The following is a 23,659-nucleotide window of genomic DNA, read 5'->3' as shown; positions in this document are numbered from 1 at the left end:
GGGTTTATTGGCGTTTTCAGTCGGTGCCTAGGAAAGCCAAACGGATTCTGACGGTGATGGCATACCCGATTTAGTGGAGATTGAAGCAGGAACGGACCCCAACGGCAATGACAGTAGTCATGATCCCGACGAGGATGGTCAAACAAATTTTGCTGAATACGTGGGCGGCTCAGACCCCAACAGTAAAATATCCACCTCAGCACTGATGTTGGCGCAGAACAATTTTGAAGAAGTTGATGATGTCGCCGTGTTTCACTCACTGCAAAACTTGCAGATAACTCACAGCAGCTCTCAGGGCGCATCCCAGGCCGGCGCTGCAAAAATCCAATTGGATGATGCCAGTCAGCGGGGTTATTTTTCAGTGTCCTTTGATTCTACTGCAAAAGGCATTGCATTTGAGGCAAAGGGTTACGTGATTGGCTCCAGTAGCGGGCTGCGAGTTAATACCTCAAGTCGTAGTGACTCTAGCTACTTTGTGCCAGCTCAGGACTATGACGACGTTTATGTGCGTTCTAACTTTTACAATGGTGAGCAAACCATTGTGTTTGAGATCGTACCTCCTGAAGACGCCAGTTCGGCAGTGCTTTATCTGGACAACATTATTTATCAGGCGCTTGCAGAGCGCGTTCCTGAGGCATTCGCTCAGGCGTCAACGACAGCGGAATTAGTGTCGCGGGACAGCTCGGGGAATTATGCAAGCGAGCCTTATGGGGTGTTAATCTCAGCTGATTATTCCGGTGATAATGTGCTTTATCGGGCTTATGTGGGCGGCGAGTATCGGGTTTACCACAACAACCTGGACACAGGTGTTATTCAGGAACTGGAGTTTGCTCAGTCCAACTATTATCACACTGGCAGGATCAGTAAAGACGGAGCCAGAGGGCTATTTTGGCATAGCTCCCGAGATCCCTTCTATGCCAACTTAACGACCGGACAAATGACCAATCTTGAGCAATTAGTGCAGAGTCTGGCCAGAAACAGTGAGATTACAGTATCAGGGCCGGGAGCTATCAGCGCCGATGGTCGGTATGTTACGGTATTGGTGAATCACAACATCGAAACCGGTGTCAGACTCTCCGGCGGTTGGCACGCCATCAGGGTGGATATGATTGAAGAAACCCTCACCTGGATTGATCGCGGTATTGATGATGTTAATGCACAGCTTGGCGGCGTACATTATCAAATTCACATGGATGACAGCGGTCAAAATATCGCAATTCACTATCGCGGTGAACCCCTGAACGAAGCCTCTTCCGGGGAAAGGCACATTTACCATATCAATATGCAAACCGGTGTCATTGCTTCGGTTAACTATTCACCGGCAGACCGATTGGTCATAGATGAAGAGTTTACCCTAAACGGAGTTTCCGCAGATGGCCGCTATGTGTTCTTTGAAGGACTGGCATCCGACTTTGGTTACACCAATACCGATTATTCCCGGGTACCGTTAAAGTTTCGGCGCGACCTGATCAGTGGACAAACGGACTGGCTGGAGAGTTACAGCAACAAAGACCAGCCAAATGCGGCATATGGTGACGTAATCGCGGGGAGCACCGGAAGATTTGGCCTAACTTATCCTCTGGATGACGATGTTTTTTATCGCTATTGGAGTCGCCGCCAATACGCCCGTTTAGACACCTTAACCCAAACCTATCAGGAAATCGTGACACCCAACGGGATGCCGGTAATCATTGATAACTACCAGTTCTCCGGCAATGGTCGTTACATTTTTATTGAAACTGGCCACAATAACATATTGCCAGAGCTGGGCCTGAGAAGACGCGGCGGTAGCTCATACAACCATATTTATCGCCTGGATTTGGGCGGCGGTGAAGATGGGGCGCAGACACAACAACCCAGCCATCAATATCAGGATTACGATAAAGACCAAATTGCTGATATTGCATACTTTGATAGCAATGCCCTCAGAAGCGTCACTCAATTGAGCGATAGCGCTGGCACCGCGGAAAGCACCTTGGCCGCCAATACCAGTGACATTCCGGTGTCTGGTGATTTTGACGGCGATGGGATTGCTGATGTTGCCTTTATGTCGCCGGTCACTTTCCGATGGTATATCCAAAACTCCAGCGATAACCTGGAGCGAGAAGTGTTTTTTGGATTGGGCGATGACTACCCGGTGCCCGCCGATTATGACGGTGACGGCATCACGGACATTGCCATCAGAGATAAAAGTTCCGGCTGGTGGTATTTCCAATACAGCAGCACAGGCGCCATTGATGCCCGTTTGTTTGGCCGCAATGAGGAAGATATTCCGATCCCCGCTGACTATGACGGCGATGGCATTGCGGATTTAGCGGTAAGACGTCCCAGCAACAAGACTTTTTACGTGCAAAATTCCAGTGGTGTTGATGCTATAACCGGTAATCAGGACGGTATAACCCGGTTGAAATTCGGCGCTCAGTCGGATGACATTCCGGTGATAGCTGATTTTGATGGCGACGGTCTGGCAGATTTTGCTGTGCGCCGTCCGTCATCAGCCATGTGGTATGTAAAAAATTCATCTGGCATAGATACACTGACCGGACATAGTGATGGTATCACCCGCAAAAAATTCGGCACGCGCAGCAGTGATATCCCGGTGGTGGCGGATTACAACGGCGATGGTAAAGCGGATTTTGCGGTTTATAGACGCTCCAATGGATATTGGTACATCTTCAACTCCAACGGAGACAACTATAACTCGGCAAATCAGGATGGTATTCAGCGGGTGCAAACACCAGCGAATGTCATACCGGTAGCCGCTGATATTGGTAACAAGATGAAGTTATTGGGCCATTAATCTGGAAGCCCATCAGGACTGTTAAATAGAAATCCGAAGGGGCAACCCATCGGATTTTTTTACATTTATCATTTGTCGTTACAGGTTACTTCTGGCGCAGCCAAAACAAGGCCCCAGGTACACTGCGCCAGGCCTCTTTGCCATATTCCAGTAAATACATTTCAGCCTCGGATGCCTGGCCAGGAGAGTAAAACTCCGGTGCCTCTTTTACCTTTTTCTGACCTGTCAGATACTTCACCAGGTGTTTATTGGCTTTTAACAGCGCTTTTTTGGCAGCTTTTGCTTCTGCACCGTCTGGGGCAAGGCTATAGTGCATCAGCGCTTTGGACGACAATATAGGCACATCGGGTTCGTCAAACTGCTTAATCAGTTGTTTTAATCCTTCCCAGTCTTTTTCGATCACCAACCAACTGGCAATTGCAAATCTGTTACCCTGGTTGTCCATAGGGTTGAGATGTAATAGTTCCTGCAACTCTGCAATAGCGCCGGCGTGGTCCTTATTGTCGAACTTCATCCTTGCCCGTTTGCTGCGTAGCATCATGTAGGGTCGGGTCTCATGCATTAACCAAAAGTGTCCGGTATTTTCTTTAAAGAACTTCGGTCCATGCTCTTTTTCGAAATCATTGATAAGCTCGTTCATCTGTTGATGCGCTTCATCGGAATCGTCAAGTAAAGCAAAATCGAACTTTTCTTCTAATTCTGCAAAACTCTCGCTTTCAGCATCAAACTCAGTGTCAAATTCATCCTCTTCATCCCATAAATCATCATCTTCGTCGTCCAGCTCGTTAAAGCGAATAACCTCTATTAGCCCGAGTAATTCGTCACTTAACTGGCGACGAATAACCCGGGACTCTGCTTGCCAGTTTTCTCCTGCATAACGACAGGCGGAACGTAGGTTTACATAGCTGGTGAAGGTCAAAAAGGACATTTCCGTCATTGTCAGCATGTGCATTTGGAATTCACTAAGTTGCGATACATCAATGAGGAGCAGGGCGTTTAAAAAGCCAGTACACCATTGAGGTAATGGTTGGCCGCTGCTAACCGACTGTTCTGGATTGTCTGTCGATAATTTACATTCTTTCGGAAGCTTCAGTGCTTCGTCCATACAATCTTGCATGATCTCGTTGTACAGCGCCATCAGACTTTGCAGGAGTTGCAATTGTGACTCAGATTCAAACTCAATCTCACCAAACAGTAATGGTTGCCATTGAGAAGGTTTCACCAATTCTGGTGCCACTGTCAGGCCGGTAATAAAGCCATGAATAAAATAGAAATCTGGCTGTTTGCTGCTTAGCGCGGTTAGCTTGTTAATATCACTGCGGATCTGGCGTTTGGATGTCACAGTATTTCCTGAACTAGACAATTTAAAAACGCCATTCTAACAAGCGGGGAAATTAAATCCTGGGGTTTTTCAGCCTTGTAAACGAAATTTGAAATTATACTGAAAGTCAGACTAATAATTCGTTACAGCCAAATTAACTCGGGTGCTTCCGCTTTGGCAAACCGGATAAAGTGCCGATCCAGAGTGTCGACTATCTCGGCCAAATCCTGAGCGGAATCGGCGTAACAGTTAACCTGTAGTTCTGAGGCATCGGCCTGTAGCGTGCAGCTTCCTTCGGCAAAGCTGACATTTCCCTGTACTTCATTCCAGTCTGCAGTGACCCTGTGAGCGAAATGCTTGCACAAGCGTTGCAGGTATTTACTGGCGTTGCTGGTTTGTGCTCTGGCTGAGCGCTTAAATTGGGATGGGGGATTGGACATAGATTCTGGCTCCTGTTAAAAGCTGGCTGACGTTAAAAAACGTCAGCCAGGTTTGCTAAGGGTTAGCGATTAATAGCATCAGAACTGCCAGGACAGACTCAGACGCACATCCCTTCCGGGTTCTTTGTGACTGGCGAAGCCTTCCCAGATATCACTGTAGTCAGCAAAGCTGGAATGATCGCGATAGGCCTTGTCAAAGGCGTTTTTCACCATCAGGCGCAGTCGGATATTTTCGTCAAAGTCGTAGTTGGCATAAAAGTCATGCAGGCTGTAACCCGGCTTGCGCAAGGTAACCAGTTCACTGGTGTCGCCACTGCTAACTGCATTGTGTAGGGCGACAATGTCATCCAGTTCCTGAACATTGGTGAAGAACCAGCCGATTTCCAGGTTATCTAACAGACTATAGCTGACGTCCAGGGTAAAGGTATCACCACGGGAGTTGCCGATGGCGCGCTGCTCGTAGCCCTCAATTTTAATACCGTCATAAACTAGTGGCTCACCATTGACGGTGGCTGGTGCCTGAATTTTGGCAATATCAAAGGCGTTGAACTCGGCACTGTAGGCCGCCAGGTTGACGATTGGTGCCCCATTAGCATCGAATGCATTAGTGGCAACATTGGGCTGATAGTTGTGCAGTTCACTGTTGTTGTGCACAAAGCTGGCGACTACGCGAAGCTCATCTTTCAGGTAACCCAGTTTCAGCTCAACACCGTCAGATTCAATGTCGCCAATATTGCGCACGTTAGTGCCACCCACTTCAAGGTTCATGGCATTATCCAAAGTGGACTGGTAAGCGGCAATCTTGAACATCAAGCCATCCTGATTATATTCCAGGCCCACTTCGGTATTGTCTGCGTCTTCTGCTTTGATATCGGGTTCAACACCGTTGTAGTCGATAGTAAAGGTGTCGCCTACCTCTTTGCCCCGCAAGGCCTGGGCGTAACCGGCGGTAAACTGCCACGCTGGTGACAGCTGCCAGGCAAGACCGATATTGCCACTAAAACCGTCACTGCTAACTTCGATATCTTCAGAAGTTCGACTGAGATAACTAAAGGTACCGTCCGGCCCTACAACCTGACCAACCGGTGTCAGGGTGTCAAAGTCGGCGACGATGAAAAAGCCTGCCTCAGCGACCTGTGGGTACTGCGCTGCGACAGCCGCAAAATCTGCCTGAGTTTGTGCATAGTATTTGTGGCTGGTGTCCAGGCTGTAGTCGTCATAGCGCAAACCAAAGCTAAGTCGTAAACTATTGCTGATGTCCCAGTGATTCTGGGCATAAATTCCCAGTACTTCGCCGGTTTCTTCAGCAGTCAGGGGCTGTCCCTGGGTGCCAGCAGAAGAGCGTTGATCTCGGTATTCCACACCGAAGGTAAGCAAGTGAGCGCCCAGCTCGAAGGTGTTGCGAATGTCACCACCCTGAGTTTCAATCTGGCCCTGGTAGGGGTGCCATGCACGATCACCTTTTACTAATAAGGATTGCTCAGTGTCGTAAAGGGTGACTTGCAGGTTCAGCAGGTTGCCCTGATTGATACCGTAATTGAATACTGTGGTGTTGCGCTCGGTTTCTATCGGATAGATGGGGTTACGCGGGGAGATCGGGAAGTTAGGGCGAGATGGAAAATCGCCATCTTCTTCTCTGATCTCGTGACTCAAGGATACATATTGGCCGTGATCTAATTCACCGCTCAATTTGATAAAGTTTAGTTCCTGCTCGGTTTCGGTGGTCTGACGCACTGTATTACCGCCAGCATCAGTGAATTCGTAAGTGATCTCGTTACCGTCGCCATCCTCGTAACTATCGCTGTCAATTTTGACGTGAGAGGCGAGAATGCTCCAGTTGTCGCTGATACGACCATAACCCGTGGCGCTGTATTTGTAGAAATCGTTGCTGCCGCCGCCAATCTTCAGCATGCCACCAAAGCGTTCTTCTTTACTCAGCAGATCATTGGCGTCTTTGGTTTGAAAGCGGATAGCACCGCCGATAGCGCCAGAGCCAGCAGTCGCTTCACCAGCACCGGCCTGTACTTCAACGCTTTTTAGTAGTTCCGGCTCAATGGAAAGTCGACCTATGTGATGGAACAAGGTGCCGGTTTGCGGTGCGCCGTCAACGGTGACGTTTAGCATGGTGTCTTCAAAGCCGCGAATATAAACCAGTTGGGTAATACCCAGACCACCACCGCCGACAGTGACGGAAGGCTCAAGACGGAAAATGTCACTTAAATCATTAGCCTGAATTTTGGTAATATCATCGGCTGTCACTTCAAAGTTGGTGGCTGCTCCTACTACAGAGATGCGTTCAATATTCTTGGTTTGAGCCGCTTCCTCAGCTTCCTGTGCAAATCCAGACTGGCTGAACAGTGCCATCGAAATGGCCAGCGGCAGTGCCGCAAGTTTGTTGTTTGTATATTGCATTGGCAATAGTCGTCCTGTGTTGTATGCTGAATTTCAAATGATAATTATTATTATTTGCAACGCATTATGGGAATTGATGGCGTAAAGGGAACCAAATTTACAATTGTTACATTTGTGCCTTGGGTCGCTTTCCCAGATGCCAGAATCAGGGTGCTGCAGAACTGAATGTCACAAATGTAACCCTGATTGCTGAGTCACAATGGGCCGCGTAGCATCTTTTCGCCATGCGCATTAACACCGAATAACATTGGGAAAACACAGACATTATGAGCAATCGCCAAAACAATCCGGCCCTGGAAGGTCCTGTTCTGAGCACATTTTTCTACTATGTATTGCCTTCTATGATTGGTCTGGTGGCCCTGACCACGGCGAATCTGGTGGATGGTATTTTTGTGGGTAATTATGTCGGGGCCGAGGCGTTGGCGGCGATAAGTTTGCTGTTGCCTTATTTCAGCTTGTTGATTGCGATTTCGCTTATGTTGGCTATTGGCGGGGCAGTAACCGTTGGAAAATATCTGGGACAAAAGGACAGTGCCACTGCATCTGCGCTGTTTAGCAAGGTGCTAATGGTTACTGTGCTGCTGAACAGCCTTTTTGCGCTGGTTAGTTTTATCGCTGAACCCGGGTTGTTGTGGTTGCTCAATGCGCCATCTGAATTGCAGCCTCTGATGCAGGAGTATCTGGCGGTGATCCGCTGGGTCTTTATCGGCCAGTTGAGCACTATGGTGTTGTATTATTTTGTGCGTATGGACGGGCATCCTGTCCTGGCAACCTGTGCGCTGGTAACCGGGGCCTTGAGCAATATTGGGTTGGATGCGCTGTTTATCGCGCATTGGCAAATGGGTCTTGCGGGGGCAGCTTATGCTACCGCCATTGCCCAGTTGTTACAGTTTGCCGTGCTGTCAGCCTGGTTTTTTAGCAGACGCCGAACTCTGTGTTTCTCCTTGTTGCAGAAAAACTGGAGCAAATTGTGGCGGACGGCATACAACGGAGTTTCTGAGTTCATTAATGAAATTTCAGTAGGCCTTTTGTTTTTGTTGCTCAACTGGTTGCTGGTGCTGCAATTGGGCATAGAAGGCGTGGCGGCTTTTAGCGTGGTGAACTATCTGATTTTCCTCAGTGTTATGCTCAGTTATGGCGTGGCAGATGCGCTGCATTTATTGGTTAGTCAAAATTATGGTGCCGGTAATCGACGTCGTATCAGTCAGTTTCTGAAACTCTCTTTGTTGTCTGCTTGTGCCATGGGGGTGTTATTGGTTTGCGCTCTGGTGTTTGCCCAAAACACCATTTTGGCCTGGTTTCTGGAAGCAGAGGCGCAAGCGGTGGCGGAGCTGTCGGGCAATATTATGTTGCTGCTCTGGCCGCTGTTTCTGGTGAATGGCTGCAATATTTTGCTCAGCTGTTATCTCACCGCAGTACATCAGCCCGGTGTCTCTGCAACTTTGGCCTCCTGTCGCAGTATCTTGTTACCGGCTGTCATGTTAATGCTGTTTTACTGGCTCTTCTATCATGTCTCCTGGGGTGACCCGGTTCCCTCTGATTGGTTGTTTCTGATCGGGTTGCCGGTTGCCGAGTGGCTTACCTTCCTGTTGGCTATGGCGTATGCCTGGCGTTTTCGACCTGCTCGTTTGCTTTGATATGTAACAAATGTAAATTCGTTTGTAGATGATAATAGTTATCATTAACATGCTGGTCAGTTTAATAACCGGCGTAAGCTTCAGGAGTTATGCATGGCATTTCAAGCCAGGCAAGTCGCAGACGATGCCTCCTTTCAGGCGTTTGTTAACGCTTATCTCAGAGAAATTCAGCCAGGTGTCTGGCACTCGGCCTCCCGGTGGCAGCGATGCACCGGTCTGGAAATAGACAGTCAGTCTCAGTATGTCACCGAATTACAGCTGGCTAAAACTGGCCAAAGTCTGGCGATTGAAGTGAGCTATCGCTCGTTGGTGGGGCGACACAGATTGTTGTCCTGCTATCAGTTGCAACCTGGCAGTCTGGAGTGGCATGTGATTGATTCTATATCTGCCATTATGTTACTTATTCAGGAAATCTATGCCCAACCAGAAGGGCGGAGCGCGGTCAGTGATCAACAACTGGAGCTGACCAGCCGCACTCTGGAAAGTCACCAGATAATGGCGCAATACCTGCAAGCCAGATATGACGACCCGGCGCGGCACAGCAGTCGGTTTATCGACACCGAGCAGTCAATTCTATTTGGTCACTGGTTGCATCCAACCCCTAAGTCACGTCAGGGGATGCATCGCTGGCAGCATGGACAATATGCGCCAGAGCTTAAAGGGCTGTTCAAATTACATTTCTTTGCGGCTGCCCCAAATTTGGTGATTCAAAATTCAGTGTTAGCGCAGACTGCGGAACAAATAGTGGCCGATATTGCCAGTCGTGAAAGTGACGAAGCACTGCGTACACAAGCAGAATTATTGCGTAAACAGGGTAAAGTATTACTGGCAGTACACCCACTGCAGGCCCAGTGGTTGCTAAATCAGGAAAATATCCAACAGCTCATTAGTCAGCAAAAACTGAAAGAAATCGGGCCGCTGGGTCCTTTGTTCACACCCACCTCATCGGTGCGCACCCTGTACTGTGACGAGTTGGATTACATGGTGAAGGTGTCTATTCCGGTTAAGATCACCAATTCCATGCGCATCAACATGCGCCACGAGCTTGAAGCTGGGGTGACGCTAGCCGGGCTGATGAGTGACAACGGTTTTAGCCAAAGCCATCCCAATTTCCGTCTTATTCGCGATCCCGCTTATCTGTCGCTGGCGTTGCCAAATAATCAGGAAAGTGGCTTTGAGTTTATCATCCGCGACAACCCGTTCAGGCAACAAAGCAGCGATACCGGGATGGCGGGTGTACAGTCGTTGGCAGCTTTGCTACAGGAGCCGGTGCTACCTGAAGAGCCTTCACGGTTAGCCCAAATCATTACGCAGTTAAGTCAGCAGCAGGGTAAGTCCATTCAGCAAACCAGTATGGACTGGTTTTCCCGCTACTGGCAATGCGCCATCGAACCTGCAATTCGATTGTTTGATCAACTGGGTATCGCGCTGGAAGCGCATCAACAGAACTCTATTCTGGAGCTGAGTCGGGGCTATCCCGGTGTGTATTACTATCGGGACAATCAGGGCTTTTACCTGGCGCAGTCGCACCGTTACGCCTTGCTGGAAATGGAACCAAACCTGAAGCACTGCCCAGAGCTGTTTTACGCCGATACCATGATATTCGACCGCTTCAGTTACTATCTGCTCATCAATCAGTTATTTGCTGTTATCAACCGGTTTGGTTTGGATGGCCTGATCGCCGAGTCGGTATTACTGGAAGAAACCCGCAGCAGATTACTGCGATTGCTGTCCAGCGTGTCCAGTCGCGGTAGTGCATTAATTGAGTCAATGCTCTATCGCAAGCATATTCCCTGTAAAGGCAATCTGCTTACCAGAGTGGAGGATGTGGACGAGCTGCAGGCGGATAACGAACTGGCGGTTTATACCCAAATCCGCAATCCCTTGTATACCCGAACCAGCTTACCCCACAATGCCGCCAACATCCTGACTGAAGCCGAGGTAGAGCTTGAGTCTGTCTGAGTCAGTGGTATCGACATTGCCCGTCTGCCCGCATCGCGTCAGGGTCATTCGACAATTGTCAGAGGCGTTGTTGTTTGAAGGCATATTGCCTTATGAATACGATGGGGACTGGTTTACTTTCGGTGCCGGTGAGCTGACGTATCGCGCCAGAGGCAAAGTGTCGGCTTTTGGTCGGGTACGGCTGGTGAGCGATGATATCTGGCAAGTAGAGGGAAAATGGCAAAATCCTGTGGATTTGGCCGCGCTGGTACGGGCCTTACCCGGCACTACTGAAGCGAAGGAGAAACTGCTTCAGGAATTGCAACAAACCATCGCGTTTTGTGCCTGGAATCAGGAAAACCTTGCGCTGTCAGACAAGCGTCGCAGTCTGGATTACCTGGCGCTGGAGTCGGCAATTCATGAAGGCCATCCCTATCATCCCTGTTTTAAAGCCAGAACAGGATTTAGCTATTCTGATCACGCACAATATGGGCCGGAAGCCGGTAATCGGTTTCAGCTATGCTGGCTGGCGGTGGGACGGCAATTCCTGAGCATAAAACATGATTGTGTCACTGAGCAGGCATTTTGGGAGCGGGAATTAGGTGCGGAAAGCTTTCAACAATTAATTGATTGCATGACAACAAAGGGCGTAGGACTTTCCGATTACGCCTTGCTGCCGGTTCATCCCTGGCAACTTAACGCCTTGTTGTCACCACTGCAGCAACCGCTTTCGCAGGGGCATTTAGTAACGTTGGGCTATGCCGGAGATTATTATCAGGCCAGCATCTCATTGCGTACTCTGCTCAATGTCAGCAATCCCCAAAAAGCCAATATCAAACTGCCTTTGAATGTGGTTAACAGCTCTTCGCTACGCACTATTGAGCCTCATTCTGTTTGTACCGCGCCGGTGTTAAGCCAGTGGTTGCAGAAAATAATCAAACAGGATCCTTGGTTTAGCCAAAATTCAGCATTGGAAATTCAGGCGGAATACGCCGGAATTGTTTTGCAGGATAAGTCCTGGGGGGAGGGCAAAGCCGACAGCAATCATGACTGGGTACAACAACTGGCCCCCTCTCTCAGTGCTATTTTTCGCGACAGTCGGGTTATCAATTCGCAGCAATTGGCGGCTATTCCTTTCGTGTCTTTGCCACTGACAGAAAGCGATGGTGAGGCTTTTATTCAACCCTGGTTGCAGCATTACGGTATTCAAAACTGGCTGCGTAGATTGCTGGAAGTTGTGGTGTTGCCCGTTTGGCACTTATTGGTGCGCCATGGCATCGCTTTAGAAACTCACGGTCAAAACATGACTTTGCTACACCGCAATGGCTGGCCGGAGAAGCTGGTGGTGAGGGACTTTCACGAAAGCCTGGAGTTTGTCCCTGAGTTTTTGGCAGCCCCCCATCTACAACCTGATTTTACTTCACTGCATCCGGATTACGCTGAGGCGCAGCCGGATCGTTTTTACTGGATGTCATCCGTAGAAGGTCTGCGGGAACTGCTGGTGGATACCCTGTTTGTGTACAACTTAGCAGACCTGGCTTATCTGCTGGAGCAAGATTTTGCTTATCCAGAGTCTGACTTTTGGCAACTGGTGGATGCCGTTTTAAGCGATTACGCACAGTCCGCTCATGATTGGACTGAACGATTTGAGCAGTTGGATCTTTACCAGGAAAACATTCAGACAGAGTCGCTGCTGCGTAAAAAGCTAAGTGGTCAATCAGACTCAGAATTTCACCATACCATACCTAACCCCTTACATCAGACCCAGGGGTGGAGCCTGACATGTTAATTATTGATGATACTTTTTACGCCAGAGAGGCGCTGGAAAAACACTTTGCGCATTTTGCTGAGATGGCAGAGCTACGGGTGCCAGGTCGGCATATTGCCATCTGCACACCTGATACGCTACCTGGTCTGGCAATGTGCCTCTACGCCAGAGAGAACCGGTTATCTATACTGCCCATCCATGGCAATACCCCGCGCACTCAGGCGCAGAATTACGCCATTAAAGCCGGTTGTGATTTACTGTTTTTTGGCGACCTGGATAGCCCGATTGTGCTGGATACTGTTGCCAGTGAATCGGCTGAGGCGGGCTTGATACAAATGAGCTCCGGCACCACCGGTGAATCTAAGTGCATTAAGCGCAGCTGGTCAGAAATCGCGGTTGAGATCGACAGTTACTGCCAGCACTTCCCGGAAGCACAGGCAATGACGCCGGTGGTGGCTTGTCCGGTAACCCACTCTTATGGCTTGATTTGCGGTGTACTGGTGGCGCTGGCGCGTGGATTGACGCCGAGGATTATTACCAATATCAATCCTAAGTTCTTGCTCAAACAGCTACTGGTTGCCGATAAGCCATTGCTTTATACCTCACCCGCCATGCTCAGCACCCTGATTCAGTTCTGGCCGAAAGGCAGTCATCTGCACGCCGCGATGATCTCCGGAACCTTGATGTCAGAGCCTGCTTTTAAACGAGTCAGGCTACAGGTGGCGCACTTATTTCAGCAATACGGTTGTTCTGAAGTGGGTTGTATCAGCCTGAATCGCAACGCGCAAAGTGCAACGGCGGTAGGTAGCATCCTGCCGCATCTGCAGGTCAGTGCTGGTGAGGAAAAACATTTGCCACAGGAGATCTGCGTTCATCACCGACAGAATCCTGAAGCTAAGCCAATTTACACCCAGGATTTAGGGTATTTTGCAAAAGCCGAGAATGGCGAATCCCTGTTGCACTTTGTGGCCAGGCAGGACGATACCATTATTGTGGCAGGCATGAATGTCTATCCTCAGGATGTCGAGGATGTGGTCTTGGCACATCCACAGGTAAAGGATGCGGTACTGTTTAAAGTACCAGACCCACAGGCCGGACAGCGGGCCTGCTTGCAGTTCAGCACCGATGCGACATTACAGGCTGATGAGTTGCGCCGCTGGTGCAGTCAACACCTGGCCGACTGGCAGGTGCCCCACAAGGTGGAGCAGGTGGCTGCTATTGAGCGACTTCCCAACGGCAAAATTAATCGCAAACAATTGGCCGCCGCCTGGCTGGCGGCACAGGCCAATTCATCAGCCACACTGGCCAGATAGTTAAAGGAGTTCATTATGGAAAAGGACAGGATAGTTGCCGCCATTCGCCAGATTTTGCAAACAGAATTGCAATGTCAGTACCTTGATCGCTTTAGCGTTGATGCACGGCTTAATGAAGATTTATATCTGGATTCGGTATTGTTGATGCAACTGCTGATGCATCTGGAATTGTCACTGAATATTCCGGTACCGGATACGGCGTTAAGCAAAGAAGACTTTGCAACTGTGGATAGCCTGGCGCAATTTTTATTGAGCCAGTCATCCGGTACGGATACTTCTGCCAGCGAAAGTGATACGCCGCAAGAGGAGTTTGAAGACATCAAGGTACACTGCTTCGTCAGTTGCTTGTGTGAGATGATCAAAGCCGATGAGCGGGTGGACCACCGACCGTTTTATTTTGGCGTGTGGGATGCCGAAGTGGTAATTGATGAGCAAAATCGACTGGCTTATCACGCGCCAACGCTGAATCACGATTTTTTCCGCAGCTGGTTTCAGCGCATTTATGGCGTTGCCGTGAATCCCTGGTATCGCCCCGATCTGAGTAAAGCCAAAAATCTGGACATCATGCAGTCACTGTTGCGCCAAAAAAGCGCGACGCAGCATCTGATGGTGATGTTGGATATGTACTTGCTACCGGAGCGGGAAAACAAATTTAATCAGAACCCCTTTCCTCACTATGTCATGTTGGCTGAAACCGATGATCCAGCCCGGTTGTTTATGTACGACCCGGATTTTCGCTGGGAAGGCGCACAAGCCCGGGAGCAGGTCTTGCAGGCGGTGGCTTCTGAGGCGGTGGCCGGGGGCTATATCTTTGATAGCAAAGAAATTAAACCGGCACAAAATCAGGTTATTGCCGAGTATTTTATGGCCTGTATTCAGCCACAGCGGAACCCCATGACAGACAGTGTGCGTCAGGTGGTGCAGCGCCATGAAGCACAAAGTACTAATGGACCGCAGTTAAGTCAGTTGGGTGATGCCTTACAACAACTGCCGGTGCTGGCTATTCGCAAGTACGCCTATGAACATGGCTTCGCCTTTTTCTGGCTGGATATTTGTTTATTGCCAGATACAGGCTTTCCTGAGGAAGAGTTTGAAGCCTGGTGTGAGGTGATCGAAGCGTTGGTGAGCAGCTACAAGAAAATTCAGTATCGGGCCATGAAACTGGCCACCGGGCAATTTTCTGAAACTGAGCAGGCAGGGCTGTTTGCGGAAATTTACCAGTTGCTGGATGAGCAGGACGACCGTGAGTTTCGCATCAAAAGACGCTTGTGCGAAGTCTTTGCACAGTGGCGTGATAAACACAACTTGTCTGCCATTGCGCAACCGTCTGAAAAGCAGGAGGTAAGTCTGTGAATCTGTCCGTTTGTACCATCTCCTTTCGTCACCAGTTGATATCCATTGCTGAAATCGCAACCTGGGCGCAGCGCAACCATTTTCAGGGCATTGAACTGTGGGGCGCTCATGCGAAAAACCTCGCCGAGCAGGCCCACTATGATCAGCACTGGTTAGCAGATTTTGGTTTAAAAACCAGTATGTTAAGCGATTACTTACCGTTGCTGGCAGAAGAGCATGTGCTGTATCACAAGGTGCAACTGCTGGCTCGTCTGGCCCGTCACTGGGGTACGCGAAAAATGCGCACTTTTGCCGGTGCCGATGGCAGTGCCGAACTGAACGAACAACAGCGAGATGCACTCTTTGCCAGGTTGCAATTGGTGTGTGACTGGTTGGAACCTCACGGCATCAATCTGGTGATCGAAACCCATCCCAAGACCTATGCGGATTCTGTCGCATCCACGCTGGAGCTGTTTGCCGCAGTTGACCGCAGCAATATGCAGCTTAATTTTGATGTTCTGCATGTCTGGGAGTCGGGAGCTGAACTGATACCCGCACTGGAAGCGTTGTTGCCTTTGATTAATCATTTCCACTTTAAAAATATCAGTGATGCTGAACATCTCAGTGTCTTTGCGCCAGATAATGTCTATGCCGCTGCCGGTACTCGCGAAGGCATGGTGCCTATTTTTGATGGTGCCGTTGATTATGCCGGTTTCATAGATTATCTGCACCAGCATCCCAACCCCAGATTGCACAATATGGATGCCTCGCTGGAGTGGTTTGGCAATCATTGCAAACAGGTTCTGGGACGCGACCGCTATCTGTTGCAGTTGCAACAACAAGATGCGCAGTTCTTGCCAGGTAAAGTGGGATGAGCAGCGGAGCTATGGTCACTGCAGGACGACAAGCAATCTTTCGGAATAAGGAGTTTTCTCTTGTTGATTAAATTTTTGGCGCTGCAATTTCTTTGGATTGGCAGCGCGGCGTTTTATTGCAGCTCTGAGCAGCAACAACTGCTGCGACAACCTATATCTCGGCCCTTTGCGGTGGCGGCTTTTCTGCTTGGCACGGTCTGCTCAGTGGTTTTATTGTCGCAACTTTATCATTGGTTGAGTGCCAGTTTTACCGTGTGGGCACTTCTGATGTTTTGCTGGTGCTTTTTGGCATTGTTGGCCGGACATTGCTCCAAAGCTGCGACACCATTGCTCTCTGGTGCTTTGTTGATGGCAATGTTGGCATTATTGGGAGGTGCTAATGTGGCTTAAGTCCATTGTTGCGTTGCTGGTGGGGTTTGTGCTCAATGCCAGCCTGATGCTCAATATCACCTTACTGTTACCAATACCGATTGATGTGTTGTTACTGCTTGGCTTTGTATTGGGATTTATAATCTGGGCCGGAGTCATGACCTGGTTCTACTGTCGTGAAACACTGCGCCAGGCCTTGCGTCCTTGTGTGCCTGTCTTGTTGTTGTCAGCGGCGGCCAATTTCGTACTCTTGCTGGGAGGAAGCCAATGAAGGCACAAACTATCCGTTCTGCGCTGGACGGTCATGGCTGGTTAGGGATTTTCATTTCGGTGCCTCTGTTCATTGTTTTCTGGGCGGGGTCCTTAACCTTGTTCTATCCCGAGCTAAAAAAATGGGCGGAGCTACCGCAATTTCCGGTTGATGCGACGCAGCAAGCCAAGCCTCTTAGTCAGGTACTTGAGGACACCCTGGCGCAATATCCGGTGGATACCAGCGAACGTATGTTTTTAGTGTTACCGGACGAGAATCAACCCTGGTATCTGTTTTACCTGCCGCAGTTGCCCGATGAGCAAGGCGTCAAACCTGACATGCTGGAGTTAATGGTTGACCCCAACAGCGGCAAAGTTGTCTCAAATGCTGAACAATTTCATTTTGCTGATTTTCTGTACAAACTGCACATCGATTTACAGTTGCCCGCAGGCGACTATATCGTGGGGATTGTCACCCTGCTGTTTATGGTGATCATCTTCACCGGTGTAGTGGTGCAACTGAAAAAGCTATTTACTCACTTTTTCTTATATCGCAGTGATAAAACCAAACGCTATCAACTAACTGATATACATAACGTTATTGGCGTAATCAGTTTGCCTTATAGCTTTATTTTCGCATTGACCGGCTTGATGTTTAATCTGGGATTGCTGTCACAGATAGTCACTCTGACCCTGGTTTATGACGGTGACCGACAACGCATGTTTGCCGATGCTGGATTTGCTCGTGTTGTGGAAAAGCCCGCTGGCGTAACACAACAGATGCCAGACCTGGATCAATTGATTGCACAATGGGAGCAACAACAAAATGCCCATGCTCATTCTGTGCGCATCACTAACTATGGCGACCAAAGTGCGTTGATCCGATTGATTGGACAGCACAATGAAAACTTTGCACAGCGCATCGATATGACCTATCGGGTTCGGGATGCGGAGTTTCCGGCTGAGATTAATCCTGAGAAACGCAATGCCTTTGCAGATGGTACTCGCTATTTATATGCCCTGCATTTTGGTCATTTTGCCGGGATTGATCTGCGAATCGTGTACTTTTTACTGGGCCTTGGCGTCTGCGCCATGATCGTGGTGGGCAATATGCTATGGCTGAATAAACACAGTAAAAACCGGGCGATATCTCAGTGGGTGAAAGGCTTGTTACAGACGTCCACTTTGGGTGGCTGTGTTGGCGTGGTACTGGCCACCTGTGTCGGTTTTTTGCTGGAGCGCACCCTTGCGCCAGACTGGATAAGCCGCACCCCGGTTATAGAGTTTAGCTTTGCTGTCAGCTTACTGCTCACCCTGTTGGTAGCTTTTTTTACTACCAGGGCGAAGCGCTTTGTGATGCAGGGTATGTTGGCCTGCGCAGTGCTGCTGCTAACCACAGTGAGTTGTGACTTTTTGCTGTTTGGCGCTGAGCTTGAACAACTGGCCAACAATGGATTTGCGGAAGTATTGGCAGTGAGTGTCAGTTTTGCGCTGGTGGCTGCCATGCTGCTTTGGACAGTCAGACGATTCGGTCAGCAAAACACTGTGCAAGAAGTTGATTCGGAAGAATCACCCTATTCTCAAACTGTGCAAGTCGAGCTGACAACTGCGGAAAACCATAGCCCACATAACAACTAAAAAGGAAACAACATGACTGTTATTAGTCAGCAGCTGCCAACATCTAACCCCGTACATCCAGGTCGCCTCGCCACCTTTGACGTCGCAAAAGGGTTGGCAGTAGTACTGATGATCATGATCCATGTACTGGATTTTTATGGTTTGCCAGAAGTGCGTTTTGGCACCTTTGGTGCCACATTAAAGTTTGCGGTTGGTTGGCCTGCCGCATCTATGTTTGTGTTTATTATGGGGCTGTTTGTTACCTATTCAGGGAACACCAACTTGCGTCAGAATTTGTTACGAGCAGCTGGGTTGTTCGCGCTGGGCTATGTGCTTAACCTGACCCGCAGTACTATCCCAATGTGGTTATCGATAGAAATCGGTTTGGTCAGTTATGCTGATGTGGCACCTCATACCCCGTTATCAGAACTGTTGATTGTTGATGTATTTCAATTTGCTGGTTTGGCTTTGATAATCTGTGCCTTATTGCGCCAATATTTACCACATCCCGGCTATTGGTTGGCTGCGGCATTATTGGTGGCCTTCGTCTCGCCAATGATTTGGGATGCGACTAGTGGCAATGCGCTGTTGGATGAGGGCCTGAAACTGTTTGTTGGCAATGAAGAACAAGGTGCAATGTTTCCACTGTTTCCCTGGTTGGCTTATCCGCTGGTGGGTATGTCGATGGGGTATTGGTTGCGCCAGAGTGGCGATATTAACACCGGATTGCAACGTGCTATGTATTTGGGTTGGCTGTTAATGGGCCTTGGAGCACTGCTGATAAGCAATAATCCGGATTATCACATCGCAGATAATCTGCGTAGTGGACCTGGTTTGATTGTGCTTTTTAGTGGTTTAATTATGGTATTTTTATGGGCTTGTCATGCCATCGTTAACCGCATCAGTGAGCATAATAAGAGTCTCATTGTGATGCGATTTTGGGGAGAGCGAGTAACCGCAATGTATGTAGTACATTGGTTACTGATTGGTTGGGGGCTGATGGTGTTTGGTTTGCAGCAAATGAATTTGACCCAAAACCTGTTGGCCATGCTGGGCGTATTGCTATTGTCCGATTTAATTGTACGTGCCTGGTGCAGATTACACAAAGCTCGAAATAAAGAAGGGGTGACTACTGCTGCGGTAAACGTATCCTGATTTGCAGGCCACTGATGTGGCCTGTGCTTGATTGCCGGTTGATGGCAGAGATACTGCCTCCTACCGCTTCTATCTGGCGCTGTGCCAGCGCCAGACCCAAGCCAAATCCACCGCGTTTTTCTCGCCTGATGTTCGCTCCTTTCTCGTCCGATAATTCCGATTGTGAATTGTGACTGCCGCGAGCGGCATCTACCCGGAAAAAAGGCTTAAAGATATCTTGCAGCAAAGTCTCGGGTACACCAGGTCCTTCATCGCTGAGCAAAAGCTCGTAATGAGTCTCGCTACTGCCCAGTTTTAATTCCACCTGACCATTCGCGGGGGTATGTCTTAATGCATTGCGCAGAATGTTTTCAATAGCCTGGCCTAATGCCTGCTGGTTACTTTGGGTAAGCAAGGCGTTTTGTGGTAGTTGCAATTGCAGTTTATGGTCTGGAAATTCAAAGCGGGCATCGTCAGCTATCACCTGTATTAATTCAACAAGATCGAAACTCTCGGCATTGAGTTGTGGTGACTCGGTATTGAGCCAGGCCAGTGTCAGTGTGTCTTCTGCCAACTCTCGCATGGTTTGGGTTTCGTAGCGCAGCCGGCTTAACGCCTGTTCTGAGTTCGTTTGCTGCTGCAATAAATCAATGGCCATGTCGATGCGGGTTAACGGGGTGCGCAATTCATGAGAGAGATCTGACAGCATCTGGCGCTGATTGTAGATCATCTGACTGGTGCGTTGCGCCATCTGATCAAAGGTGAGCGCCAAGCGAGTCAGCTCATCATCCCGGTGCTCTACTGCGCTATGAACCCGCACATCGAGATTGCCCATACTGAATTCCCGGGTGGCGCTTTCCAGTTTGCGCAGCGGTGCCATGACATGTTGGTAGAGTATGTAGCTCATAGCGCATAGCAGGAGCAATGGCAGCGCTATTTGCAACAGCAATTCCATGTGCAGTAACCAGCTTCCCGGGCGCATACGTTGCGGTAGACGGATTAACAGGTGGTTGTGTGCATCCAGGAAGGGTACTTCCATCACTGGATTTTCGTTAAAGTATAAATGTACTTTCCATTCAACACTGCGTCCCAGCTGAAAGCGCTCAAGGTACTCTGGCAATATGCTACTCTCGGCCAATGGCGTGATGCTGGAAGAAACGATGGCCGCCCAGGTATCCTCTTTGCGTTGCAGCTCTTTTAACCATTGCGCTAGTGCTGCTTCACCTTGTGAGTGCCAGATTTGCTCAGCTTGTTTACCATACTCCAAAAGTTGTTGCTGGTGTTCCTGAGCCAGGTAGCTCATTTTGGTTTGGGTTTGTTCGGTCAGCCAACTAATAGCCCAAAATAACAGGACAGTGCCTACACCTATAGTGGCCAGTAGTTTCCACAGTAAACGGTTTTTCATGCAAAGCGATAGCCTTTGCCATGTACGGTTGCCAGTCTGTCGGGAGCCATACCCGCGTCTTCCAGTTTCTTGCGCACCCGGCTCATGTGCATGTCCAGACTGCGATCGTAACGGCTAAACGGGCGATCCAGTACCGTCTGATATAACAGAGGCTTACTCAGCACCTGTTGTTTATTTTCTAATAACACCCAAAGCAGTTTGAATTGCAGTGGCGTCAGGTTTAGCTCGATACCGGCAAACTCCGCTAATTGGGTACTGCGATTGAGCTGTATTTGGTCTACCTTGAGCGTATTGCCTGGTACGGAAGGCTTGCTACTGCCAAAGGAACGACGCAGTAATGCTTCTATGCGCAGCAACATCTCGGTAAAGTTAAAAGGTTTTGGTAAGTAGTCGTCTGCGCCACTGCTGTAGCCCTTAATACGTTCCTCTTCCGCCCCCCGAGCCGTTACCATCATCACCGGAGTTTGCTTTACCTTGCGCAATTGCTCCAGAATGGAAAAGCCGTTCATGCCAGGCAGCAACACATCCAGTAAAATCAGGTCAAAGCGCTGCTGTAATGCGGCCATCAGGCCCTGTTCTCCATCCTGACACTGCTGGGTTTTAAAACCTTTCCCCTGCAATAACTCCGCAATCTGGGCACTGAGAGTCAGATCATCTTCGATAATTAAAATTCGACTGGCATTCATGGTATATAAATTACTCAGGTTACATCATTGAGATGTTATTGCAAATGGTTCTCATTTGCAAGTGTCCGATGGCGTATGTAACTCTGTACTTCAGATACTGATCCCGACAGTGGGAATTTGTCTACTAATATACGCTTTGGCGTATAGTCTTATTAATTACGCTATAGCGTATCCATAAAGGTGGATGTAATGAATATTACCCGTCCAGATCAACTGGCTAATTGTATTAAAGCACACCGCAAGCAGGCTGGGTTATCTCAAAAACAGGTAGCCGAACTCATTGGCATTCGTGTTGCCACACTGTCTGATTTTGAAAACAAGCCTGAATCATCAAAGCTGGAGACATTTTTTAAAATTCTGGCTGCATTGGAATTGCAGCTGGATGTTTCTTCCCGGAAAGCCGCCAAGGCTGACTCACATGCTAATGACATTTACTGGTAGTTGAATGAGGTAGGGCAGCGCTATGGAGCAACTTGATGTTTACATGAACGGTTTTCTGGTGGGTGAATATTCACGTGATTCAGCAGGAAATAATCAATTTCGCTATGCGCCACAATGGTTACGTTCGCCTGCAAAGCGCAGCATTTCATTATCTATTCCGCTGAGCACAGCGCCTTACAAAGGCAAAGTAGTTTATAATTTTTTCGACAATCTCTTACCTGATGTCAGAGAAGTCAGAGAACGGGTCGTCGCTCGTTATCAGGCGGATTCAACAGAACCATTTGATATATTAAGTAAAATCGGTAGGGACTGCATTGGTGTTATTCAGCTTCTTCCTTCGGGCAGTCCTCCAGAAGACTTACAACGTATTACTTACAAAGCCCTCTCTGAGCAACGCATGGCAGAAATCCTCTAGGGTTACCGTACTCAGGTACCTTTGGGGATGCTGAGAGACGAGGATGATTTTCGTATTTCCCTGGCAGGTGCACAGGAAAAAACGGCATTATTGAAACATCAGGGGAACTGGTGGCGATTCAGGTAGCTGTCTTGCTCCAAGATTGTTTGTTGCGTTAGGTGAGGGACGAGACAGGTTCAAATTTGCAGAAGAGGTTCAAAAATACGCAGGTGTAGCACCCGCTGTAGAGCGGTCGGGAAAGAAATACTAGGTGCACTGGCGATGGCAGTGCTCTAAGTTCTTACGTCAATCATTCGTAGGGTGGGCGTCCAAAACACGTAACAGTTCCTATTGGGCTGGTTTGTACTATCAAAATCAAAGAAACCGAGGTAAAAGCCACCAAATGGCCGTCAGATCTCTAGCATACAAATGGATCAGGATCTTATACTGCTGCTGGGAAACAAAAACTGAATACAGCCAAGCTAAATATCTAAAAGCATTGGCAGAGAGAAACTCACCTCTATTAACTCAAAAGAGTTGCCTGAAAGACTCAGGGCGTGAAGCGGGTTTTCAAGATCTTCGAAGCTCTGACTGCTCATTTAATAATGCGGGCAGTCTGCTTAAGACACATTACTAATGGCAGTCCGGCTCTTTTTCATAACAGCTAAAGTTCAGGCCCTACAAGAACGTTATTAATTGATTATGTTCCTCTTCCTTGCTCCTCATATGAATTGAGCACCTGAATAAAGTGATTTAGTTTGTTGTTAAAATACTCGTCTTTTGACTCGAAAATATATAGTTGTCCAAGATCTTCAAGCTTTCTAAAAGTAATAGCCACTTCATCAGTAAAGTCTTTTGGAAACTGATTCCAATGGCTCAAGTCATTTTGTACATCATCTTCATTAAAAGGGGAGTGTACAGAATTAATCATAACTGACAAGATAAGCTCTAGCGAATACTCAGAGAATACAGAGCGGATTTGAATGCATCTGAGAAAAACAATGAGCAAATCTATAAAACTTTGATTACTCATATCTTTGACGTAATTGCCTTCCACTTCAAATGATTCTGACCAATAAATAATTAGTTTGCATAATTTATTTGGTGTGATTGCTTTGATGATTTTATCTGGATTTGAAGTAATCTCAATTTTTAGCAGCCTGGTACAGCTACTCCTAGCCTCATCCCACTCATTTTTCCATTGTTCATGATGCCACCCAAAGTTGTAGTAATTAGGCAAGTGTTCGGGACAAAACTCCATCAAAAATTTCATTACATCAATGTAAAACTTTGATCGAGAATTTTTTTGTGCAGACTCCTTTAAAAAATTATTTATTTGACAAATCAAAGTTTTTATTGGTGGTTCAAAGCCGTGGGTGTTAAATAGTTCTGATAATTCGTCTCTATTTGATATATTTTTTAAATACGTTATTAGAGATTCTGCAAGTTTGTAGTAAAATTTACCACGCTTATTGCCACCGCTATACCTAGCAAAAAACAACTCACTAACAAAATCCGTAAATAT

At 48.3% G+C, this 23,659-nt stretch carries 19 protein-coding genes and 1 pseudogene; 14 read left to right on the top strand and 6 right to left on the bottom strand.

What is annotated here, in order from left to right; all coding sequences use genetic code 11:
* The first annotated feature begins 73 nt into the window (after window positions 1-73).
* Window positions 74-2,800 (top strand): FG-GAP repeat domain-containing protein, encoded by a 2,727-nt coding sequence (locus tag ACXAD8_RS13775; RefSeq protein WP_475229650.1) that lies wholly within the window; start codon window positions 74-76, stop codon window positions 2,798-2,800.
* An 85-nt stretch (window positions 2,801-2,885) separates the two neighbouring features.
* On the opposite strand, the gene ACXAD8_RS13770 is transcribed toward ACXAD8_RS13775, so the two are convergent.
* The 3 genes from ACXAD8_RS13770 to ACXAD8_RS13760 all read right to left on the bottom strand — a co-directional run bounded on the left by ACXAD8_RS13770 (window position 2,886) and on the right by ACXAD8_RS13760 (window position 6,973).
* Window positions 2,886-4,142: a YecA/YgfB family protein gene (locus tag ACXAD8_RS13770; protein WP_475229647.1), complete on the bottom strand. Its 1,257-nt coding sequence runs from the start codon at window positions 4,140-4,142 to the stop codon at window positions 2,886-2,888.
* Window positions 4,143-4,264: 122 nt separating this feature from the next.
* A complete protein-coding gene (locus ACXAD8_RS13765) occupies window positions 4,265-4,561 on the bottom strand; it encodes a DUF2218 domain-containing protein (protein ID WP_475229644.1) in 297 nt (98 codons plus the stop codon).
* Between the two features lie 78 nt (window positions 4,562-4,639).
* Window positions 4,640-6,973, bottom strand: a complete 2,334-nt coding sequence (locus tag ACXAD8_RS13760; protein ID WP_475229641.1) for a TonB-dependent receptor domain-containing protein — start codon at window positions 6,971-6,973, stop codon at window positions 4,640-4,642.
* A 266-nt stretch (window positions 6,974-7,239) separates the two neighbouring features.
* On the opposite strand from ACXAD8_RS13760, the gene ACXAD8_RS13755 reads away from it, so the two are divergent.
* The 10 genes from ACXAD8_RS13755 (at window position 7,240) to ACXAD8_RS13710 (ending at window position 19,229) form a co-directional block, all read left to right on the top strand.
* On the top strand, window positions 7,240-8,610 hold the full coding sequence (locus ACXAD8_RS13755; RefSeq protein WP_475229639.1) for an MATE family efflux transporter: 1,371 nt from the start codon (window positions 7,240-7,242) through the stop codon (window positions 8,608-8,610).
* 93 nt (window positions 8,611-8,703) lie between these two features.
* Entirely contained in the window at window positions 8,704-10,572 is a 1,869-nt protein-coding gene (locus tag ACXAD8_RS13750) for an IucA/IucC family protein (RefSeq protein WP_475229637.1), read from the top strand.
* Complete coding sequence (locus tag ACXAD8_RS13745) at window positions 10,559-12,340, top strand: IucA/IucC family protein (RefSeq protein ID WP_475229634.1); 1,782 nt, start codon at window positions 10,559-10,561, stop codon at window positions 12,338-12,340. The genes ACXAD8_RS13750 and ACXAD8_RS13745 overlap by 14 nt, the downstream gene beginning before the upstream one ends.
* A complete protein-coding gene (locus tag ACXAD8_RS13740; protein WP_475229632.1) occupies window positions 12,334-13,632 on the top strand; it encodes an AMP-binding protein in 1,299 nt (432 codons plus the stop codon). The genes ACXAD8_RS13745 and ACXAD8_RS13740 overlap by 7 nt, the downstream gene beginning before the upstream one ends.
* Before the next feature lie 15 nt (window positions 13,633-13,647).
* A complete protein-coding gene (locus ACXAD8_RS13735; protein WP_475229629.1) occupies window positions 13,648-14,985 on the top strand; it encodes a DUF6005 family protein in 1,338 nt (445 codons plus the stop codon).
* Window positions 14,982-15,839, top strand: a complete 858-nt coding sequence (locus tag ACXAD8_RS13730; RefSeq protein WP_475229627.1) for a sugar phosphate isomerase/epimerase family protein — start codon at window positions 14,982-14,984, stop codon at window positions 15,837-15,839. The genes ACXAD8_RS13735 and ACXAD8_RS13730 overlap by 4 nt, the downstream gene beginning before the upstream one ends.
* A gap of 60 nt (window positions 15,840-15,899) precedes the next feature.
* Window positions 15,900-16,229, top strand: a complete 330-nt coding sequence (locus ACXAD8_RS13725) for a hypothetical protein (protein ID WP_475229624.1) — start codon at window positions 15,900-15,902, stop codon at window positions 16,227-16,229.
* Window positions 16,219-16,479, top strand: a complete 261-nt coding sequence (locus tag ACXAD8_RS13720; RefSeq protein ID WP_475229621.1) for a hypothetical protein — start codon at window positions 16,219-16,221, stop codon at window positions 16,477-16,479. Before ACXAD8_RS13725 ends, ACXAD8_RS13720 begins: the two co-directional genes overlap by 11 nt.
* Window positions 16,476-18,095 carry a PepSY-associated TM helix domain-containing protein gene (locus ACXAD8_RS13715; RefSeq protein ID WP_475229619.1) on the top strand — a complete coding sequence of 540 codons (1,620 nt, stop codon included), beginning with the start codon at window positions 16,476-16,478 and terminating at the stop codon, window positions 18,093-18,095. Before ACXAD8_RS13720 ends, ACXAD8_RS13715 begins: the two co-directional genes overlap by 4 nt.
* Before the next feature lie 12 nt (window positions 18,096-18,107).
* Window positions 18,108-19,229 carry a heparan-alpha-glucosaminide N-acetyltransferase domain-containing protein gene (locus ACXAD8_RS13710; protein ID WP_475229616.1) on the top strand — a complete coding sequence of 374 codons (1,122 nt, stop codon included), beginning with the start codon at window positions 18,108-18,110 and terminating at the stop codon, window positions 19,227-19,229.
* Here the strand turns inward: ACXAD8_RS13710 and ACXAD8_RS13705 are convergent.
* Both ACXAD8_RS13705 and ACXAD8_RS13700 read right to left on the bottom strand, forming a co-directional pair.
* Window positions 19,204-20,613: a sensor histidine kinase gene (locus tag ACXAD8_RS13705; RefSeq protein ID WP_475229614.1), complete on the bottom strand. Its 1,410-nt coding sequence runs from the start codon at window positions 20,611-20,613 to the stop codon at window positions 19,204-19,206. The genes ACXAD8_RS13710 and ACXAD8_RS13705 overlap by 26 nt on opposite strands.
* A complete protein-coding gene (locus ACXAD8_RS13700; RefSeq protein WP_475229612.1) occupies window positions 20,610-21,299 on the bottom strand; it encodes a response regulator transcription factor in 690 nt (229 codons plus the stop codon). The genes ACXAD8_RS13705 and ACXAD8_RS13700 overlap by 4 nt, the downstream gene beginning before the upstream one ends.
* A gap of 189 nt (window positions 21,300-21,488) precedes the next feature.
* On the opposite strand from ACXAD8_RS13700, the gene ACXAD8_RS13695 reads away from it, so the two are divergent.
* From ACXAD8_RS13695 to ACXAD8_RS13685, 3 genes and pseudogenes are all read left to right on the top strand, one after another.
* Window positions 21,489-21,740 carry a helix-turn-helix domain-containing protein gene (locus tag ACXAD8_RS13695; protein ID WP_475229610.1) on the top strand — a complete coding sequence of 84 codons (252 nt, stop codon included), beginning with the start codon at window positions 21,489-21,491 and terminating at the stop codon, window positions 21,738-21,740.
* A gap of 22 nt (window positions 21,741-21,762) precedes the next feature.
* Entirely contained in the window at window positions 21,763-22,155 is a 393-nt protein-coding gene (locus ACXAD8_RS13690; RefSeq protein WP_475229607.1) for a HipA N-terminal domain-containing protein, read from the top strand.
* A gap of 118 nt (window positions 22,156-22,273) precedes the next feature.
* Window positions 22,274-22,675 (top strand): annotated as a pseudogene (locus tag ACXAD8_RS13685) (transposase); the annotation flags it as partial.
* A gap of 159 nt (window positions 22,676-22,834) precedes the next feature.
* Here ACXAD8_RS13685 and ACXAD8_RS13680 read toward each other — a convergent pair.
* Window positions 22,835-23,635, bottom strand: a complete 801-nt coding sequence (locus tag ACXAD8_RS13680) for a hypothetical protein (RefSeq protein ID WP_475229604.1) — start codon at window positions 23,633-23,635, stop codon at window positions 22,835-22,837.
* Window positions 23,636-23,659 lie beyond the last annotated feature (24 nt).

Source organism: Planctobacterium sp. AWH2_060, from assembly GCF_056158425.1.
Note: the sequence above shows the minus strand (reverse complement) of the source record. Positions and strands in the feature narration are given on the sequence as shown.

Coding starts and splice junctions, on each gene's coding strand:
- ACXAD8_RS13765 (WP_475229644.1), bottom strand. CDS start 4,561: ATGTCCAATCCCCCATCCCAATTTAAGCGCTCAGCCAGAGCACAAACC.
- ACXAD8_RS13760 (WP_475229641.1), bottom strand. CDS start 6,973: ATGCAATATACAAACAACAAACTTGCGGCACTGCCGCTGGCCATTTCG.
- ACXAD8_RS13755 (WP_475229639.1), top strand. CDS start 7,240: ATGAGCAATCGCCAAAACAATCCGGCCCTGGAAGGTCCTGTTCTGAGC.
- ACXAD8_RS13750 (WP_475229637.1), top strand. CDS start 8,704: ATGGCATTTCAAGCCAGGCAAGTCGCAGACGATGCCTCCTTTCAGGCG.
- ACXAD8_RS13740 (WP_475229632.1), top strand. CDS start 12,334: ATGTTAATTATTGATGATACTTTTTACGCCAGAGAGGCGCTGGAAAAA.
- ACXAD8_RS13735 (WP_475229629.1), top strand. CDS start 13,648: ATGGAAAAGGACAGGATAGTTGCCGCCATTCGCCAGATTTTGCAAACA.
- ACXAD8_RS13720 (WP_475229621.1), top strand. CDS start 16,219: ATGTGGCTTAAGTCCATTGTTGCGTTGCTGGTGGGGTTTGTGCTCAAT.
- ACXAD8_RS13715 (WP_475229619.1), top strand. CDS start 16,476: ATGAAGGCACAAACTATCCGTTCTGCGCTGGACGGTCATGGCTGGTTA.
- ACXAD8_RS13710 (WP_475229616.1), top strand. CDS start 18,108: ATGACTGTTATTAGTCAGCAGCTGCCAACATCTAACCCCGTACATCCA.
- ACXAD8_RS13705 (WP_475229614.1), bottom strand. CDS start 20,613: ATGAAAAACCGTTTACTGTGGAAACTACTGGCCACTATAGGTGTAGGC.
- ACXAD8_RS13700 (WP_475229612.1), bottom strand. CDS start 21,299: ATGAATGCCAGTCGAATTTTAATTATCGAAGATGATCTGACTCTCAGT.
- ACXAD8_RS13695 (WP_475229610.1), top strand. CDS start 21,489: ATGAATATTACCCGTCCAGATCAACTGGCTAATTGTATTAAAGCACAC.
- ACXAD8_RS13690 (WP_475229607.1), top strand. CDS start 21,763: ATGGAGCAACTTGATGTTTACATGAACGGTTTTCTGGTGGGTGAATAT.